The 18,100-nt window shown below is 36.9% G+C and carries 18 protein-coding genes; 10 read left to right on the plus strand and 8 right to left on the minus strand.

Going from position 1 to position 18,100, the window contains the following annotated elements; translation table 11 throughout:
* Positions 1-78: 78 nt before the first annotated feature.
* The gene (locus ACM26V_RS21830) at positions 79-648 is read right to left on the minus strand and encodes a small multi-drug export protein (protein ID WP_416148877.1); all 570 of its coding nucleotides are present in this window, start codon (positions 646-648) and stop codon (positions 79-81) included.
* A 35-nt stretch (positions 649-683) separates the two neighbouring features.
* A complete protein-coding gene (locus ACM26V_RS21835; RefSeq protein WP_416148878.1) occupies positions 684-1,268 on the minus strand; it encodes a TetR/AcrR family transcriptional regulator in 585 nt (194 codons plus the stop codon).
* A gap of 287 nt (positions 1,269-1,555) precedes the next feature.
* Between ACM26V_RS21835 and ACM26V_RS21840 the strand changes: the two genes are divergently transcribed.
* Positions 1,556-2,929, plus strand: coding sequence for an aldehyde dehydrogenase (locus tag ACM26V_RS21840; protein ID WP_416148879.1), 1,374 nt, complete (start codon positions 1,556-1,558; stop codon positions 2,927-2,929).
* Between the two features lie 50 nt (positions 2,930-2,979).
* Here ACM26V_RS21840 and eis read toward each other — a convergent pair whose 3' ends face one another.
* Both eis and ACM26V_RS21850 read right to left on the minus strand, forming a co-directional pair.
* Entirely contained in the window at positions 2,980-4,191 is a 1,212-nt protein-coding gene (gene eis, locus ACM26V_RS21845; RefSeq protein ID WP_416148880.1) for an enhanced intracellular survival protein Eis, read from the minus strand.
* Positions 4,181-5,629: a cryptochrome/photolyase family protein gene (locus ACM26V_RS21850; protein WP_416148881.1), complete on the minus strand. Its 1,449-nt coding sequence runs from the start codon at positions 5,627-5,629 to the stop codon at positions 4,181-4,183. Before ACM26V_RS21850 ends, eis begins: the two co-directional genes overlap by 11 nt.
* Before the next feature lie 167 nt (positions 5,630-5,796).
* Here ACM26V_RS21850 and ACM26V_RS21855 point away from each other — a divergent pair, with 167 nt between their 5' ends.
* A complete protein-coding gene (locus ACM26V_RS21855) occupies positions 5,797-6,042 on the plus strand; it encodes a hypothetical protein (protein WP_416148882.1) in 246 nt (81 codons plus the stop codon).
* Between the two features lie 169 nt (positions 6,043-6,211).
* Here ACM26V_RS21855 and ACM26V_RS21860 read toward each other — a convergent pair whose 3' ends face one another.
* Positions 6,212-6,484, minus strand: a complete 273-nt coding sequence (locus ACM26V_RS21860) for an acylphosphatase (RefSeq protein WP_416148883.1) — start codon at positions 6,482-6,484, stop codon at positions 6,212-6,214.
* A 294-nt stretch (positions 6,485-6,778) separates the two neighbouring features.
* On the opposite strand from ACM26V_RS21860, the gene tatA reads away from it, so the two are divergent.
* The 8 genes from tatA (at position 6,779) to arsA (ending at position 15,860) form a co-directional block, all read left to right on the plus strand.
* Positions 6,779-6,985 (plus strand): twin-arginine translocase TatA/TatE family subunit, encoded by a 207-nt coding sequence (gene tatA, locus ACM26V_RS21865; RefSeq protein WP_416148884.1) that lies wholly within the window; start codon positions 6,779-6,781, stop codon positions 6,983-6,985.
* A gap of 40 nt (positions 6,986-7,025) precedes the next feature.
* Entirely contained in the window at positions 7,026-9,578 is a 2,553-nt protein-coding gene (locus ACM26V_RS21870) for a molybdopterin-dependent oxidoreductase (RefSeq protein ID WP_416148885.1), read from the plus strand.
* A gap of 27 nt (positions 9,579-9,605) precedes the next feature.
* Positions 9,606-10,295 (plus strand): 4Fe-4S dicluster domain-containing protein, encoded by a 690-nt coding sequence (locus ACM26V_RS21875; protein ID WP_416148886.1) that lies wholly within the window; start codon positions 9,606-9,608, stop codon positions 10,293-10,295.
* A 30-nt stretch (positions 10,296-10,325) separates the two neighbouring features.
* Positions 10,326-10,949, plus strand: a complete 624-nt coding sequence (locus ACM26V_RS21880) for a TorD/DmsD family molecular chaperone (protein ID WP_416148887.1) — start codon at positions 10,326-10,328, stop codon at positions 10,947-10,949.
* A 279-nt stretch (positions 10,950-11,228) separates the two neighbouring features.
* Entirely contained in the window at positions 11,229-12,089 is an 861-nt protein-coding gene (locus ACM26V_RS21885; protein WP_416148888.1) for a hypothetical protein, read from the plus strand.
* Positions 12,090-12,122: 33 nt separating this feature from the next.
* The gene (gene nrfD / locus ACM26V_RS21890; RefSeq protein WP_416148889.1) at positions 12,123-13,274 is read left to right on the plus strand and encodes an NrfD/PsrC family molybdoenzyme membrane anchor subunit; all 1,152 of its coding nucleotides are present in this window, start codon (positions 12,123-12,125) and stop codon (positions 13,272-13,274) included.
* Positions 13,275-13,703: 429 nt separating this feature from the next.
* The gene (gene arsD / locus ACM26V_RS21895) at positions 13,704-14,066 is read left to right on the plus strand and encodes an arsenite efflux transporter metallochaperone ArsD (RefSeq protein ID WP_416148890.1); all 363 of its coding nucleotides are present in this window, start codon (positions 13,704-13,706) and stop codon (positions 14,064-14,066) included.
* A 27-nt stretch (positions 14,067-14,093) separates the two neighbouring features.
* On the plus strand, positions 14,094-15,860 hold the full coding sequence (arsA, locus tag ACM26V_RS21900; RefSeq protein WP_416148891.1) for an arsenical pump-driving ATPase: 1,767 nt from the start codon (positions 14,094-14,096) through the stop codon (positions 15,858-15,860).
* Between the two features lie 92 nt (positions 15,861-15,952).
* Here arsA and arsC read toward each other — a convergent pair whose 3' ends face one another.
* Genes arsC through ACM26V_RS21915 form a run of 3 tightly spaced genes read right to left on the minus strand, consistent with a single transcriptional unit; the run spans position 15,953 to position 17,903 of the window.
* Positions 15,953-16,372, minus strand: a complete 420-nt coding sequence (gene arsC / locus ACM26V_RS21905; protein WP_416148892.1) for an arsenate reductase (thioredoxin) — start codon at positions 16,370-16,372, stop codon at positions 15,953-15,955.
* A 58-nt stretch (positions 16,373-16,430) separates the two neighbouring features.
* Positions 16,431-17,510, minus strand: coding sequence for an ACR3 family arsenite efflux transporter (gene arsB, locus ACM26V_RS21910; RefSeq protein WP_416148893.1), 1,080 nt, complete (start codon positions 17,508-17,510; stop codon positions 16,431-16,433).
* Between the two features lie 45 nt (positions 17,511-17,555).
* Positions 17,556-17,903 (minus strand): ArsR/SmtB family transcription factor, encoded by a 348-nt coding sequence (locus tag ACM26V_RS21915; RefSeq protein ID WP_416148894.1) that lies wholly within the window; start codon positions 17,901-17,903, stop codon positions 17,556-17,558.
* Positions 17,904-18,100: the final 197 nt, after the last annotated feature.

Below are 18,100 nucleotides of genomic sequence, written 5' to 3' on the forward strand. Positions count from 1 at the left end.
TCTTGTGAATGTATCGATTGGTATGAATCGTCTACTCTCGAGATAGCTATTTAATTTCAATAAAATCTCATATTATTTCTAGGAAAATAAACTTGTGATCCAGTCAAGGCTATAATAACTAGCAATCGTCAGAAAAATCGACCAAACAAGCAGGCTTCCACCCATCCAAAGCGTTGTTTGATGTTTATCGGCTTTTAAAGAAAGAGCGATAATCGCTGCTAAATGAATTCCTGTAATCGCCGGACCAAGCAGAGCTAAACCAGGTAATCCATATTTATTAAAAATAGATATGGCTCGAGATTTTTTGGCGATCTTTTTGTTCGCGTCTGGCGAAATTTCTGCCTCTTCATTCAAAGGATCAAGATTTTTATCGTAAATAGAAGATTGATTGTGTTTTTCTCGTTGTTTGAATTGTTTCTTTTCTGCTCTTTTTTTCTTCCAGTTTAAGTACCAAGTCGTTTGTTGAAACTTTTTTAGAGAGTAAACAATCAGTATAATTGGAAGGAAGTTTCCAACAAAGGAAAAGAAACCGACCCAAAATGGATTGAGTCCAAGACCAATACCTATTGGAATAACGATTAAGATTTCGAGCCAGGGTGTCGCAGCCATAATAAAAATTAGAAAGTATTGCCAAATAAGTTCCAGCATGTTGTTTTTACTCCTTTCTATCATTCAACCATCAGTTAATCAGTATTTATAACTCCTGTCCAAAATAAAGCCAATGACGTCTGTCTCTTTCGAAGAGCAATGTCGGGATGATAATAAAACATTTGAGAGGTAATACCATCTAGTAAGCAATAAAATGCATCAAGAAGATCCCGTAAAGACAAATGAGATATTTCATATGTTGAAGCGATTTCTTCAAAAATAGGGGATAAGAGTTGATCACATTCATGTTCAAACTGAAGAAACTGTTCATGTACTTTATCCTTTAAATGGAGTGGTGGGAATAGTAGAAAATGCATATAAAATTTCCCTTCTTCCTCGTTACTCAAAAAATCTGTCATCGTTTCAGTAATAATAAATATTTTCTCTTTAGATGCTAAATGATGATGATTAGCTAAAGTACGCTCGATTTCATTAATATAGAGCCTATAAACATGTTTGGCGACGGATAAAAACAATTCTTCCTTATGATTAAAGTGATTATAAATTGATGCTTTTTTAATTCCTACTTGAAGAGCAATACCTGATAAGCTTGCTCCTTCATAACTTTTATCTGCGAAATGTTCTAAAGCGACAGTTAAGATTTGATCTGATCTATTCATCAGTATCCTCCTTAAAAATAATAAGTGAAACTAACGACCGGTAGTTTGTATAATACCAACAAATCTTGAGAAAAGCAACTCATTTCCAGGACTCATGCAATTAGTTAAACGAAGAATAACGTCAATCCAATACGTATATAGTAGAGTAATAATTGACAAATGTAAGATAATAACATATCTTTTGTAAAGTTGATATAATTAACTTTATAGATACGTTATTCATGCTTATTAGTAGATAAAAAAGGGAATGAGTAAATAAAGGAACATAATATGAGGGGGAAATAAGTATGAAAGATGCGATTCAATCACTGATCAATAAACAGAGACAGTATTTTTATTCTGGTGAAACGAAAAGCATTGAATTTAGGAAAGAACAGCTCTCCAAGTTAAAAGATGCAATTAAGCACCACGAAAAAGATATTTTAGAGGCTGTAAGGAAAGATTTAAATAAAGGTGAATATGAGGCTTTTCTAACTGAAATTGGTTTCTTATACAACGAAATAAAAGACACATTAAGAAATATTGATTATTGGGCGACACCAAGAAAAGAAAAGACGCCACTTACTCACTTTGGTGGAAAAAGTTATGTCTATAAAGAACCCTACGGAGTGACTCTTATAATATCACCTTGGAACTATCCGTTCCAATTAGCGATGGGGCCTTTAATTGGAGCATTAAGTGCAGGCAACACAGCGATAATTAAACCATCAGAATTTACACCAAATACTAGTGGTGTCATTCGTGATTTAATAGCTTCTACTTTTCCAGAAAAATATGTTGCCGTTGTTGAAGGTGATGCAGAGGCATCCAAAGCATTATTAGAGGAAAAAGTAGATTATATTTTTTTCACTGGAAGTACGCAAGTCGGAAAAAAGGTGATGGAAGCGGCGTCCAAGCATTTAACACCTGTTACATTGGAATTAGGTGGCAAGAGTCCAGCGATTATTATGGACGATGCCAATTTAAAAATTGCAGCCAAGCGTATCGTATGGGGAAAGTTTATCAATGCAGGACAGACATGTGTCGCACCGGACTATATTCTTGTTCATGAAAAACGAAGAAGGAAATTCTTGAAATTACTTATGCATTACACAAAAAAGTGGTTCGATGAAGAAGCAAGAAAGAAACGGGTGTATCCAAAAATTATTAATGAAAAGCACGTTGATCGCCTTGTTTCGATGATAGACGAAGAAAAAGTATTTTATGGTGGGGGTTCAGATCGAGAAAATCGATTTGTTGAACCGACGATTATGATGGATGTCAACATGAACGATAAAATAATGGCAGAGGAAATATTTGGCCCTATATTGCCGATCATATTTTATAAGTACGACTACGAAATCGTCGAGATTGTTAGAGAACGGCCAAATCCATTAGCGTTATATTTATTTACTGAAAGTAAAGAGAATGAAAAAATGATTCTAAGTAACCTTTCATTTGGTGGTGGTTGTGTAAATGATACGATTATGCATTTAGCAACGCCATATTTACCATTTGGTGGTGTAGGAGAAAGCGGAATGGGTGCTTATCATGGCAAAGCGAGTTTTGATACATTCACCCATGAGAAGAGTATTTTAAAGCAACCCACGTCATTTGATTTACCGATTCGATATAGTCAATCACAAACCTCTCTTAAGACATTACGGAAAATGTGGGAGTAGAAATGAGAAAGGAAGGAGTCCCGTTAGTGCGGGACTCCTTCCTTTCTCTCCTAGAAAAAGTCATACAAAAATGGTTTTAATTTAGGGATACTAGCACGGAACGCTTCCAGTGTTTGAATATCACCTTTTATCCATTCTTCGTCATATAGAACGTCGACTGGTTGTGTATTAAATAACGAAGCGGTTAAACAATGAACTGATAGTCTAATCCCTTTTTTGGGAGGATGCTGGCAAGCACTACCTTGGTTGTCTTGCTGTACATTCTCAGAAGAAGGGAAAAATTTAATATCTATTTCGCCATCCTGTTTTTTTATCATATAAATTCCATCATTCCATTGGCAGAATTCATCAAATACATGCAAAATAATCGGTGCTTCTCCTTCTTGTAGTGAGAATGGATAAATAGCAAGGAATTCTTTCACATCAATGATACGTGCCATAAAGTAGGAGCTCACCTCTCGCTTCACTTTAGGATCAGTCAATAAAAAAGGTAAGCGGTCGTGAGTAGCGGTGTGGATTGTTACTGAATCAATCATTGAATCATGATTGGAAATGAAATGCCATAAACCGCGTCGTGCATCGGCATCTAGCCAAATTAATTCATGAACGGTCATTTTTTTATTTTTCACTTCATAAATCAAATAACCGGAAGAAGTTCCTTGCTGATTATAATATGCGACTAACGTTCCTTTTTTTCGTTTAAATACGGATTGTGTCCACCATTTTTCATCGCGCACAATCGTGCCGGCATACTGTTTTGCCCATTGTTGATAGACAGAGTTAACTTCTGAGGCATTCTTCTCGACTCTTTTAACCGTTCCATCGTATTGTTCTCGTCGAGGCAATTGATCTCTTGTTAATGTCAAGGTCTCCATATCTGCGAAAAGTTCCCAACCGAATTTTCTGTAAAATGGGATAGAAAAAGGATAAAGAAATGAAACCAATTGTCCGTCTTCTTTCATCTGTTCTAACGATTGTTTCAGTAACTTGGCAACGAGACCACTTCGACGATGTTCAGGCCAAGTGACGACACCTGAAACTCCACCCATTGCCAGCTTTTGACCTTGCATGTATATATGAAGAGGGAGAACCGTTGCTTTCGATAGTATTTCACCATTCTCTTCAATGACCCATGTCTCATCTGCGTTTGTGAGCTTCACTTCCTCTCGTCGTTCTTCATCAGTCAGTTCGAATTGAAAAGCAAATTCTGACATACGAATACTAGATTCGATTTCAGCACTAGTAAGTTTTCTAATCGTCATGATGATCTTCCTCTCCTTTAAATAATTCTATTGCTTTTTTTCGTTGAAGTGCGTGATCAACGGAAGGAACAGGGTAATCTTTACCAAAGTGAAAATTTATTTTCTGTTGCACATCTGACGGTATTTTTTCTAGTTTATGAATATACGTTGTTGGAATATCTGCTAATTCAGGTAGATACTTTTTGATAAATTGGCCGTGAGTGTCAAATCGTTCCGCTTGTCTGGTAGGGTTGAAAACTCTGAAATACGGTACAGCATCCGTTCCAACAGAAGCGGCCCATTGCCAACCACCGATATTTGAAGCTTCATCGTAGTCAATTAGTTTCTTAGAAAAATACTTTTCTCCCATTCGCCAGTCGATCAGGTAATCTTTCGTTAAAAAAGAAGCAGTTACCATCCTTAACCGATTGTGCATCCAGCCAATTTCATTTAATTGCCTCATCCCTGCATCAACAATCGGAAATCCAGTCGTGCCTGTTTTCCATTTATTAAATAACTGAGAGTCTGTACTCCATTCGATTGATCTGTATTTCTCTTGGTATTCTTGATTTTTGATATTAGGATAGAAATAATAGATCATTGCATAAAAATCACGCCAAGCAAGTTCCTTCAAGTATGACTCTGCCCCTTTACCTGACGTTTCAAGACGATCAAATACAGAGTAGTAAATTTTACGAACGGATAATACCCCTGTTTTTATATAGGGCGAAAGCTGACTGGTTCCTGCAATTGCAGGTTGATCTCGTGATTTATCATAATAAGTGATACGCTCATCTAGAAACAATTCTAGTCTTTTTAATGCCGTGTCTTCTCCTAGCCCTAACCACTGAAAATCCCGTTGGAATAAAACATCATTCTCAAAGTAATTCTCTGTATCGATGTCAATTGGGTCAATTTTTTTGTAGTGCATCATCAATTTATTCCTATCTATCTTTACTAATGGCTGTTTCTGATGTTTTATCCATTGTCGATAGTAGGGAGTGAATACTTTGTAAGGTGTCCCGTCTTCTTTCGTTAGTTGATCAGGCTGTACCAGGTGACTCTCATTTACTGGGTAGGTCTCTACGTCTTTTTGTTTAAGGAATTTTGCTACGTCGGCATCACGTTTACGACCAAAAGGAGTGAAATCCTTTAAGTGAAATACGGCCGCAAGATCAGGCAGATTATTAGTTAGTTTAGTAAAAGCATCTGAATTATTACCGTAAATGAGATGAATGTGAATTTTTATGTGAGCACATTCTTCACGGAACTGTTGTAAGCTTTTAAAAAAGTAATCATGATGCGTGTCTACTTTTTCTTCCAGAAATCTTGGATGGATGTGAAAAAAGAAAATGACTTCCCCATCAGAGGATGTTGCTGATTCAAGAGCCTTATGAATAACTGGTTGATCGTGGAAACGAAAATCATTTCTTAACCATACTGCGTATAATGGTTTCATTTTATCACCTCTTGTTATATCATATCGGAAACAGTGACAATTTCATAAGAATTCAACCATCAAAAATGTAAACGTTTTATAAATAGTCAAAATATGTTCAATGTTTCACAAACTTTCATGACATTACTCATGATAAAATAAATATAACGAAAGGGGTTATGATTAATATGACTACATTAACAAGAAAATTATTCTGCGAATGGCGTACGTTCTCAACTGATACAGAAACATATACACAAGAAACATTTGAGGATCTTGTTGGAGATGAAGTTGAAGCGATGATGTTTGAGGAAGATCATGAAATTCCATCTTATATTTGGACATCAAACTTTGTATGTATTATTAAAAGAAGTACAAGAATGATTAATGATATTTCAGTAACGAAAATCCCGCGAAATCCAGCTTGCGAATAGAAATTCTTTTAATTTTATCATGACCCAATCCAACTTTACTGTAATGGCGTATCATTTATCTACACACCTTCATTTACAAATATGGAAATTTATAGATACCTCTTATTTATGGAAAAGGGCTATGATTCCTTTTCCGTTTTTTGTTGACTGAAAAAGGCCTTACTGACGTTTAACGGATAGAAAATTTGACTTCCTTGTCATTTAATTCGATTTCTTTGCTTTTAAGAGAAGTTACTTTCGCTGGAAATCGAGCTTGTTCAACAGAAGATAGAAAGGATTCGATATTATTTGAATCTCCTTGAGCTTCGATTTCAACCGTCCCATCTAATTTGTTTCGTACCCAGCCAGTCACATTTTTTTCACTAGCAAGGAATTGTGTATGAAACCTGAAACCAACCCCCTGAACTCTTCCATCAACATTAGCGTGAACGCGTTTCATCATAATAAACCTCCTACTCGTATAAAATACTTCTTTAATCTCTTGATACCCAACTAGAACAGATTTTACACTTTTGACGCATAAACAACTTTCTAAATTTATTAGTATCAAAATAGGAGTTTGTATAATATTTCACATTATAGACACAGTATCTTTTAAGAATATTCACATTTCTTTCTCCTATCAGTTTTTATATAAAGATATAATAAAAGTACAGAATGTGATTTATATCACAAGTGAGAATCATTATCAGATGAATGACAAAAACACCGCAACTAATTTTAGGAGGGAAATAGTATGCCAGCGAATATTGGAATTCCAGGTTTAATTTTAATTTTAGTTATCGCACTCATTATATTTGGACCACAGAAGTTGCCACAAATGGGGAAAGCAGTAGGGGACACATTGAAAGAATTTAAAAAATCAACGAGAGACTTAACATCAGATGATGATTTTGATGAAAGTAAAACAATGTTAGAAAAAGACAAAGCAAAAAAACACTAAGAAACGTAATTCACACAGAATTTAATTGGAGGTGGATGTAGTGAAATTGACAAGAAGGAGTTTTCTTAAAGTATCTGCAGTAACTGGATTATTTGCAGCCGGAGCGACGCAGACGAAACCAGTATTAAATGCGTTCTCAACAAAAACCAGTGCAAGTAATGAAAATAAAGAACAAGGAGAATGGATTGCAAGTACTTGTCAAGGGTGTACGGCATGGTGTGCCGTACAAATATATCGGATCGATGGAAGAGCAACGAAAGTGAGAGGAAATCCTAACGCAAAAGCGAATCACGGTCATTCATGCGTTCGGTCCCATTTAGGGCTACAACAAGTATATGATCCAGATCGTGTCAAACAGCCAATGAAACGAACGAACCCGAATAAAGGCAGAGATGAAGATCCACAATTTGTACCGATCTCTTGGGAAGAAGCGATAGATACGATTGCAGATAAAATTATTGAGTTACGTGATAACAATGAAACGCATAAATTTTCATTGTGGCGTGGTCGCTATACATCATTAAATGAAATTCTCTATGGAGCGATGCCTAAAATTATCGGTTCACCAAATAACATTTCGCATAGTTCGATTTGTGCTGAATCAGAAAAATTTGGGCGTTATTACACAGAAAGTTATTGGGGATATGCTGATTACGATCATGCGAATACTTTTTATGAAATCTTTTGGGGTGGAGATCCAATTGCTACTAATCGACAAGTGCCTCATACAGCAAGTATATGGGGAGATCTAAAAGATAGAGCCAAACTAGCGTGTGTTGATCCTAGACTTTCAACGACGGCAGCAAAGTCTGATGAATGGTTACCAGTTATCCCAGGGGAAGATGGTGCATTAGCTGTGGCGATTGCCCACGTCCTTCTTACAGAAGAGCTTTGGTATAAGCCATTTGTTGGTGATTTTAAAGACGGTGTAAATAAATTTAAAGAAGGAGAAACCGTTAACGAAGACGATTTTGAAGAAATTCAAACACACGGACTTATAAAATGGTGGAATGTAGCTTTGAAAGATAAAACACCAGCTTGGGCTGCTGAAAGATCTGGTATCCCAGAAGAGCAAATTTATAGAGTGGCTAGAGATTTTGGTCGCGCAGCACCGAAAGCTATTTCTTTTTCCTCACCAGGATCAAGCATGGTCGTTCGCGGTGGATATACGGTAATGGCACAAGCAGCCTTAAATGGTTTGGTTGGTTCAGCAGATAATGAAGGTGGCGTTATTTGTGGAGCGGAAGATTGCCCAGTGAATAATTTCCCTGAGTATGATTATTATATTGATGACATTGCCGAGCAAGGTAACAGCATGGAACGGATTGACCACGGTGGTCGGCTAGAATTACCTGGGCTAAAAGATAGCAAGTCGGGTGGAACGAAAGTGACCAACTCAGTCGCAGATGCTATTAATAACAGCGACCCATATGATTTGAAAGTGGTTATGAGCTATTGGAACAACTTTAATTTCAGTAATCAAGGGACAGATCGATGGGATGAAGCCTTGGCAAAAATACCGTTCATGGTTCATATGACAGTGAACTCAGCAGAACAGACTCATTTTGCCGATATTGTTCTTCCGTGTCCTCATTCTATGTTTGAGCGACTTAGTCCAGTAAGAGGAAGTAACGGTAACTTATATACTCATCTTCATATGCAGAACAAAGTTATTGAGTCTCCATTTGATATAAGGGTTGATGAAACGGAAATTCCGTGGATGCTTGGTGAAGCATTAGAGAAAAGAGGATTTTCTAATTTAATCGACTATTTTAGAAATGAGTTTGCTGATCCCGAAACAGGCAAACATCCTGAAAATGGGGAAGAATTTAATGAAATAGCGACTAAAATGTACACCCAGCCACTTTGGGACCCTTCGGTTGCAAAAGAAGGGGATACGATTGATGGTTGGGAAGAATTAAAGAGAATTGGTACATGGAATTCGATTCCTTACCGTTTTCGACAAAAATGGGATGGAAATTGGGGAACAGAAACTGGTCAATTTGAATTTTACAGTGAAACTTTGAAAATAGCTTTACAAGGTCATGCCGATAAACATAATGCATCGATTGACGATGTGATGGAAGCGACTTTGCAAACAGAACGAGGAGAGATGGCTTTTGTCCCACACTATGAGCCAGCTTACCGAGTTGGGGATGAGAACGAATATCCACTTATATTTACAGAACATCGATCGAAGTTAAATCGAGAAGGGCGTTCAGCGAACCTCTCATGGTATCAAGAGTTCAAAAACGTTGATCCTGGTGACGAAGCTTGGGATGATGTTGCAAAAATAAATCCAATTGATGCAAAAAAATTAGGAATCAAAAACGGTGATGATGTCAAGCTAACGACGCCAACGGGATCTATTACTGTTAAAGCAAAGCTCTGGGAAGGGACGCGTCCGGGTGTGGTTACCAAGTGTTATGGTCAAGGACACTGGGCATACGGTCATATTGCCTCGCTTGATCGAAAAAAGCAGATAGCACGTGGTGGAAATAATAATACGATCTTAGCTCCTGTTCATGAAGCAATGAGTGGAAGTGGGGCTAGACACGGTGGTCAAACGAGAGTGAGAGTAGAGAAAGTATAAAAATTCAATGTACGGAGGTGACGTTTCATGGCTAAAAAAAATTATGCAATGACAATTGACTTACAATCCTGTATTGGGTGTGCATCGTGTTCAGTCACTTGTAAGAATGAAAACAATACAGATACAGGCATGAACTGGATGCACTTTATATCAAATGAAACTGGGACATTCCCGAATGTGAAATACGATTTTATGCCTGCGTTATGTAATCACTGTGACAATGCTCCATGTGTGAAAGCCTGTCCGGTAACGGCGATGTATAAAGATGATGAGACTGGGTTAACTCTACACAACGCAGATAAGTGCATTGGTTGTAAAGCATGTATGACTTCATGTCCTTATGGAGTTATCTCCTACAACAAGAATAATCCACATGAATATTGGAACCAACAAGAGGCGTGGAGTGAAGTATCAGCTACACCAAAAGAGATTAAAGATAAAGTAGGTACAGAAGTTCCTTATTATAATCCTGAGCGAGATTATAGATACGAAGCTATTCGATATCGCGGAATTGTCGAAAAATGCCAGCTTTGTGATCATCGATTAGCAAGAGATGAACAACCTTATTGTGTAGATCGTTGTCCATCAGAAGCAATGTATGTTGGCGATTTAAATGATCCAAACGACAAAATACATGAATTTCTTAAAAGAGATTATAAAACATTAAAGGATGAATTAGGAACGAAGCCGAAAGTATTTTACACTAGAAGCTTCTAACAACAGGTTTTATCAAGGGGTGAAACGAATATGGAACAGAATACGTTAGGAGAATTTCATTATAAAGCTAATATATTCAAGGTGTTAAGTGAGCTTTTCAAGAAACCAGAACAAGAGCATGAGGAGCTATTTCCTGCATTGGTAGAAGCGATTGATGCCCTTTTTCCACAGCTTACAATTAGAGTTGAAAAATTAAAAGGTACCTTTGAAAATGAAGATTTGGCGAAAAGCCAAACATTACTAATCGATTATGCAAAACTTTTTGTTGGACCATTTAACATGTTAGCACCACCATACGGATCTGTTTATTTAGAAGAGTCTCAGCAAATTCAAGGTGAATCGACAAAACATGTTGAAAGATTATATGAGATAGCGGGAATAGAAAAGGTGAGCGAATTTCACGAACCAGCTGATCATATCGTGGTCGAATTCGAGTTTGTTTACTACTTGTACTGTATGTATATTGAAACGAATGAATTAAATTACTTAGTTTTGATAAAGGACTTTGTTAATAATCATCTTGGTCGGTGGGTTTTACAATTTACAGATCGGATAGAAGAACAAGCGACACATGAATACTACAAGCAACTTTCTATCATAACAAGTGGAATAATGACATTAGAAATGGAAAATTTAACGGTAGAAACTCGCTAATAATTAATATTGATTACTCATTTTTTCAAAGGGGGTGAGCGTGTGTGGGAACGGTTTTTATATCAAAGAGTCAAGGAGAGGTCATCACTTAGGTTTAACGATAAAAAATGTTTAAGAGAAAGGTATAAACATAGCAACTGTGACAAGTGTGTTAAAGTTTGCGAATGTGAAGCCCTTTCTCTGAAAGATGGCAAAATCGAATTAAAAGAGGATCTTTGCAGTAGCTGTCGACAGTGCACACACGCTTGCACCACTGAAGCATTGTATTATGAGTCTGAAATGATGAACAAGTACGAAAGTCGAATTTCTCAGAGAGATTCCGTGACGTTTACATGTGAGAAACAGGGATCGAAGGAAGGACATGATGTGGTACTCCCGTGCTTAAGTGCATTGACACCAGAGTACTTCATGATGAGCGAGCTTTATGATAAAAAAAGCGAAGTTTTCTGTGATTCAATAATTTGTGCGACGTGTGACTTTAAATGGAATCCAGACATTGGACTGGAATGGCTTGAAGATTGGAACAATCAGTCAGTCGTAAAAAATGAAGTTCCTATTATCAACCGCATAGAAGAAAAGCATGGAAAAAAACGAACGTATAATCGTAGAGAGCTATTTAAAATGTCATCCAATGAAGCGAAAGGACAAATAGCTGATTTATTTTTGGATTCTTTTCAAGAAGTAACTAGTTTAAAAGAAAAGATAGGTCAGACAGAAAAACGGAAATATTTAATGGCTTATCTTCAAAAAAACAGAGACCATATCCATCTAGACAGAAATACATTCTTATCAGATAAATTACATGTAGCAAAACTACAAGTCAGTGATGAGTGCTCTTTATGCCAGAAATGCTCCAGTATTTGTCCAACAGGAGCATTGAAAGTAGTTGAAGCAAAAGATACTGCTTTGTTACAATTCTACACAGATCTCTGTATTAATTGTGACGTATGTGAACAAGTATGTGCCTGTATTGATAAAAGACCTGTTAATCGCTTAGCAGATATACTTGAAAATCATGTGTTAAAAGTCGTCGATCAAGATGAATGTCCTAGGTGTAGAGATAAGAAAAATACTGGTGAAAAATTATGTGAAGACTGTGATGTGAAAGAAACTAGAAAACGTTCGTTACTATCTGACTGACTGGAGAGTAATGATTCATAGGAGGGAGTTAACATGGCTGTGAAATGGCAGGGGAAAAGTTTAATTGCGGTAGTCATTCTGCTTTTAATAGTAGCAACGGGGATATATGGAATGGGAAACACGCTTATACGTGGGCAGGTTGTCTTTGGTTCAACTGATTACGTTCCATGGAACTTATTGATTGTTGCTTATGTATTTTTAGCATTAATGGCGAGTGGGATGTGTATGCTTGCTTCCGCATCTCACGTGTTAGGTTTTAAGAAGTTTGATTTTCTAGGGAAAAGAGCGATCTTTTTGGCATTAGCTGTCCTTATCCCTGGACTTCTAGTATTAGCAATGGATTTAGGACGCTTAGATAGAGCATATTTATTTATTACATCACCAAATTTACAAGCCCCAATGTGGTGGATGGGGGCAACATATGGTGTCTATGTTGTTTTACTAGTAGTTGAGTTTGTTGCGATGCATAACAAAAATGAAAAAGTGATGCACTATGCTTCATATTTGACACTTGCTGGAGCAATTGCAGCTACGAGTATTCTTGGAGGGATTTTTGCAATTGTCGTTCAGAGACCACTATGGTATGGAGGAGCAACAAGCGTATTTTTCGCCTTATCTGCACTTATGACGGGAATTGCTTGTTTAACTATCTTTACGTATTTCACATACAAATTCATTAATAAACAACTACCACGGAAAGTGGATGAAGCTTTGATTGATTTGTCAAAGTTAATGGGAATCTTGATCGGAGTTGCACTTGGGTTTAACGCATGGCGCCTAATCACCATGTTCTATACTGGAACACCTGATTTTTCATTAATCTTTAACGGTGAGTATGCTTTGATGTATTGGGGCGGAGCATTATTATTAGGGCTTATTATTCCACTTATGATAATTATTAGTAAAAGAACAAGTGTCATTGCAGTTGGCGTAAGTTTTCTAGTATTGTTTGGAATGTTTTTCGACAAATTCGTAACGGTCATCGGCGGTCAATTGGCTCAACCTTATGGAGAAATGGCTACCTACACCGCAACAGTTACAGAATGGTTGATCTTTGTTGGAGCGATGGCAGCAACTGTTGTAGTTTACATGATAGGTACAAAAATATTTAACCTCAGTGAGTCGACTCATGAGGAAAAAGATAAAAAAACTACAAAAAAGAAAATTCAACCAAGCGCAATATAATATAAATACTGGGAGCCTACTTTTCAAAGTCGGCTTTCTTTTTTTGTATTAATAAGCGAAGAGATTAGAAGTAGAGAGTGAACCAGGTTCTTTAATCCCTTTCTTTTTTTCGGATAATTCGATAAACGTGACGGAAACCATTCTAACAATGAGTATTTTTTGGTTATTCAGCAATTCCTGATTAACACATAGAAAAACATGTATAAAAACCTTCACAAGAAACTGAATAATACTAATATAATTCATTGATTATATAATATTTTAATTATATAATAGATATATTATATAAAGATTCACTTAAGTAGCATGCAAATTATGTTTATTTCGGATGAGGCAAAGGATTATTTGCTTGTATTAAAGGGCTAAATTAATCATGTTAATACAAATTAAATAAATCAACAAATAATAAATTCGAAAGGGTGCTTTATAATGAGTACAAAAATAGAAATATTTGATCCTGCATTATGCTGTGCTACTGGAGTTTGTGGACCTAGTGTAGATCCAGAATTAACTAGGATCTCCCGAACGATCATGAAGTTAGTAAATGAGGGATATGACGTTTCAAGGTACAATTTAGCTCAGGAGGCAGAATACTTTGCAGAGCATAAAGGTGTGACTAGACTTTTAGAAGAAGAAGGTCCTGATGGGTTGCCGGCTACAGTAGTAGATGGAGAATTAGTGTTACACGGTCGATATCCGTCTTTAAGTGAGTTTGCTGAATGGTTCGAATTCAATGAAGAAGATTTAAAAGTGAATCTGCCAAAAAGAACAATTGAGTTAAGATCGAACTAATTGTACGTATTAGAAGGAGTGTTTCAAATGAAAAGATTGCAGCCAAGTGATATCTCCACGACTCGTCATCTATTTTTCACAGGTAAAGGTGGAGTTGGTAAAACATCAACAGCCTGTGCTACAGCTCTTGCTTTAGCAGAAGAAGGGAAAAAAGTCTTGATCGTAAGTACAGATCCTGCTTCTAATTTACAAGATGTGTTTGGGATGGAACTAAAAAATGAACCAACGAAAATTGAGGGTATTCCAAATCTTTATGCTGCGAATTTAGATCCTGAAGAAGCAGCAAAAGAGTACCGCGAGAAAATGATCGGCCCTTATCGTGATAAACTCCCAGAATCAGCATTGAGAAGTATGGAAGAGCAATTGTCAGGTGCTTGTACAGTTGAAATTGCTGCTTTTGATGAATTTACGAAATTACTTGCTAATAGAGACGCAACGGACCAGTTTGATCACATCATTTTTGATACAGCTCCAACGGGACATACGCTACGCCTCCTTCAGCTTCCTACAGCATGGAGTGATTTCTTAGAAGATAATAAAAATGGCGCATCGTGTCTTGGACCTTTGGCTGGCCTTGAGGCAAAGAAAGGCTTGTATGCAAAAACAGTAGAGGCCTTATCTAACAGTGATGAAACGGTGCTTGTATTGGTTTCAAGACCTGATTCGTCTTCATTAGAGGAAGCTGAACGAGCCGGGCGTGAATTAGCCGATATCGGAATTAAAAATCAAGCTTTAATTATAAACGGAGTGTTTGAACGTCAGTCAGACGATGAGGTAGCAATGAAGTTAGAAAGCAAACAGCAGGAAGCTCTATCAAACATCCCTGTTGGTATTCAACAAACGGAAACCTTCTATTTACCATTAGTACCGTTCAACTTAACTGGACTTGATGCTCTTCGTAAGTTTTTTCAAGAAAAATTAGTATATATTGAGGAATTAGATACACCGAAAGCGGCGCATGATCTTCCCTCAATTAAAGCAATTGTTGATGATCTTGAACCAAGAGGACAAGGTGTATTTATGACAATGGGTAAAGGTGGTGTTGGGAAAACAACAATGGCAGCAGCTGTCGCCGTAGGTTTGGCGGAGCGTGGACATGACGTCCACTTGACCACTACTGATCCGGCAGCACACTTAACTCAAGTATTGAACAATGAGTCTTTCGAAGGGACGCTTAACGTTAGTAGAGTTGACCCGAAAACAGAAGTTGAAAATTATAAAAAGCAAGTACTTAATAATGTGAGCAATGATTTATCAGAAGATGAATTAGCATTTATTAAGGAAGATTTAGAGTCTCCTTGCACGGAAGAAATTGCTGTTTTTCGAGCATTTGCAGAAGTAGTGGATAAAGCAGAAGGAGCTTTTGTAGTCATTGATACAGCACCTACAGGTCATACATTATTGCTTCTTGATGCAGCAGAGTCTTATCACCGTGAAGTAGAGAGAACAGCAGGAGATATGCCTGAATCGGTTAGAAAACTTCTTCCTAGGTTAAGAAATCCTAAGCAAACTTTCGTGTCTTTAGTAACGTTACCAGAAGCAACGCCAGTATTTGAAGCAAGCCGGTTGCAGCAAGATCTTCGCCGAGCTGAAATTGAACCGGCATGGTGGATAATAAACCAAAGCTTTCAGGCTACTGAAACAACAGATCCAGTGCTGAAGGGAAGATCAAATTCAGAGCAACAGTGGATTGAGAATGTGAAAAATGAGTTATCACAACAAACGGTGATTGTTCCATGGCAAACAGACCAAGTAATAGGGTTAGATAAATTGAAAGAATTAGTTTTGAACTAATGAAAAAGACTCCTCATTGTTGAGACATAATAAAAAACCTGTTGTGTAATAAATATCACAACAGGTTTTTGCTTCTGAAGTTAAGGGAAAAATTATTTTCCTGTTTCTGCAAATGTTTTTATTCGCTTTTCAATTTCATCGCGTACTCGCTGAAAAAATGCCCATTTTTCTTCTTCTGTTCCTTCTGCTTTTGCAGGATCATCAAATCCCCAATGGACGCGTTCTTTATTAGGTGGTGTTGCCGGACAGACATCATCGGCATGCCCACAAAGTGTTACAACTAAATCTGCTTTCTGAAGTAAGTCTGGGTCGATCTTATCTGATGTTTGTTTACTTATATCCACGTCAACTTCGTTCATTGCCTTTATCGCTTTAGGATTAACACCGTGTGCCTCTATCCCAGCAGAGTATACATCGTAATTTTCTTGCAAATATTTTTTGCCAAAACCCTCTGCCATCTGACTTCTGCATGAATTACCTGTACATAAAAAATAAATAATAGGTTTTGTCATTTAAATTGCCTCCTTTAGGTAGTGGATATATATAATCATAAATTTTATGATCAATGAGTTAGTTTTCTTTTACTAAGGTTGGTTCAGGAAACCAGTGTTTCGTTTGATTGGCGATTCGTACTAGAAATAACATCAATGGTACTTCGACTAGAACCCCAACAACGGTCACTAATGTTGCACCCGAGTTTAAACCAAACAATGCGATTGCGACGGCAACTGCTAATTCAAAAAAGTTACTCGTGCCAATCATTGCTGCAGGTGCTGCGACGCTGTGCTCAAGTCGCCATTTCTGCGCCCAAAAATAAGCGATAACGAAGATAAATAGCGTTTGAATAATTAGTGGGACAGCAATTAATCCAATATGAAATGGATTGTTCATAATCACGTCGCCTTGGAATGAGAAGATGATAATTAAGGTTAGTAATAACCCGACAATTGTAAATTTCCCAGCATTTTTCAAGTAGACATTCTCAAACCAATCTAACCCTTTACGTTTAATTAGGATCACTCGAGATAAGTATCCGGCCAATAAAGGAACGATAATGAACAACACAATTGACAAGAAAATCGTATCAAATGGAATAATAACATTATTAATTCTTAGCAAGAACATGACGATTGGACCGTAAGCAAAAATCATAATTAAATCATTAACGGAAACTTGAACTAACGTATAGCTTGCATTACCTTTCGTTAAATAGCTCCAAACAAATACCATTGCTGTACATGGCGCAGCCCCCAGTAAAACGGCTCCTGCGATGTACTCAGTAGCGAGAGCTTCAGGAATAAATGGAGCAAATACAAATCTAAAAAAGAGCCAAGCAAAGAAAAACATCGTAAACGGTTTGATTAACCAGTTAACAACGAGTGTTACGATCAAGCCTTTCGGTTTACGACCTGCGTTTGCAATACTAGAAAAATCAATTTGCGCCATCATCGGATAAATCATTAACCAAATCAGAATCGCTACAGGAATAGATACTTGCGCATATTCAAACCTGCTTAATGTATCAGGAACGGCTGGGAATACTTGGCCGAGGGCGACACCAATGATTATACAGAGAATGACCCAAACTGTTAAATATCTTTCAAAAAAATTAAGGCCTTTCCCTTCAACTTCTGGAGTATCTTTACTCATACTGATCTTCCTCCTTGATATACTTAATAAATAAAATAGAATGAATTATTCACAACAAACTCTTAAACCTCTTTTTTCAAGATCGCTAATTTGCTCTTTCTGATCAGGAAAGTGAGCTAAAATACTTTTAACTAAAGGATAGTTAGTAGACTCTGTATTCACACGGTAAAATATCCATTGCCCTTGTCTTCGTTCTTGCACGAGACCTAAATTTTTTAACTTAGCAACATGTTGACTGATTGAAGGCTGGCTCATTTTAATAAGTTCAACAAGTTCACAAACACAGCATTCGTCGTGAATGAGATAGGAGACAATAGTTAACCGTGTTTTATCTCCAAGAAGCTTCAATATTTTTGATCCTTGCTCAATGTTTACATTACTTACTGTATTCATATTAAATCTTCCCTTCTTCATACTTATAGTTGTGCTTTGCCCAAGTGAACAAATTATATTACGATCCAATTATATAACTGTACAAATATATAAGTCAACAGTTATATGAAGGGTAATTAAATAAATATATGATGATGTAATTAACATATAATAAAGCGTCGTGAATATATCCTTTGTCACGAAATGTTCTCTTTCTG

It is taken from the genome of Salipaludibacillus sp. HK11 (genome assembly GCF_047795645.1).
GTDB lineage: Bacteria > Bacillota > Bacilli > Bacillales > Salisediminibacteriaceae > Salipaludibacillus.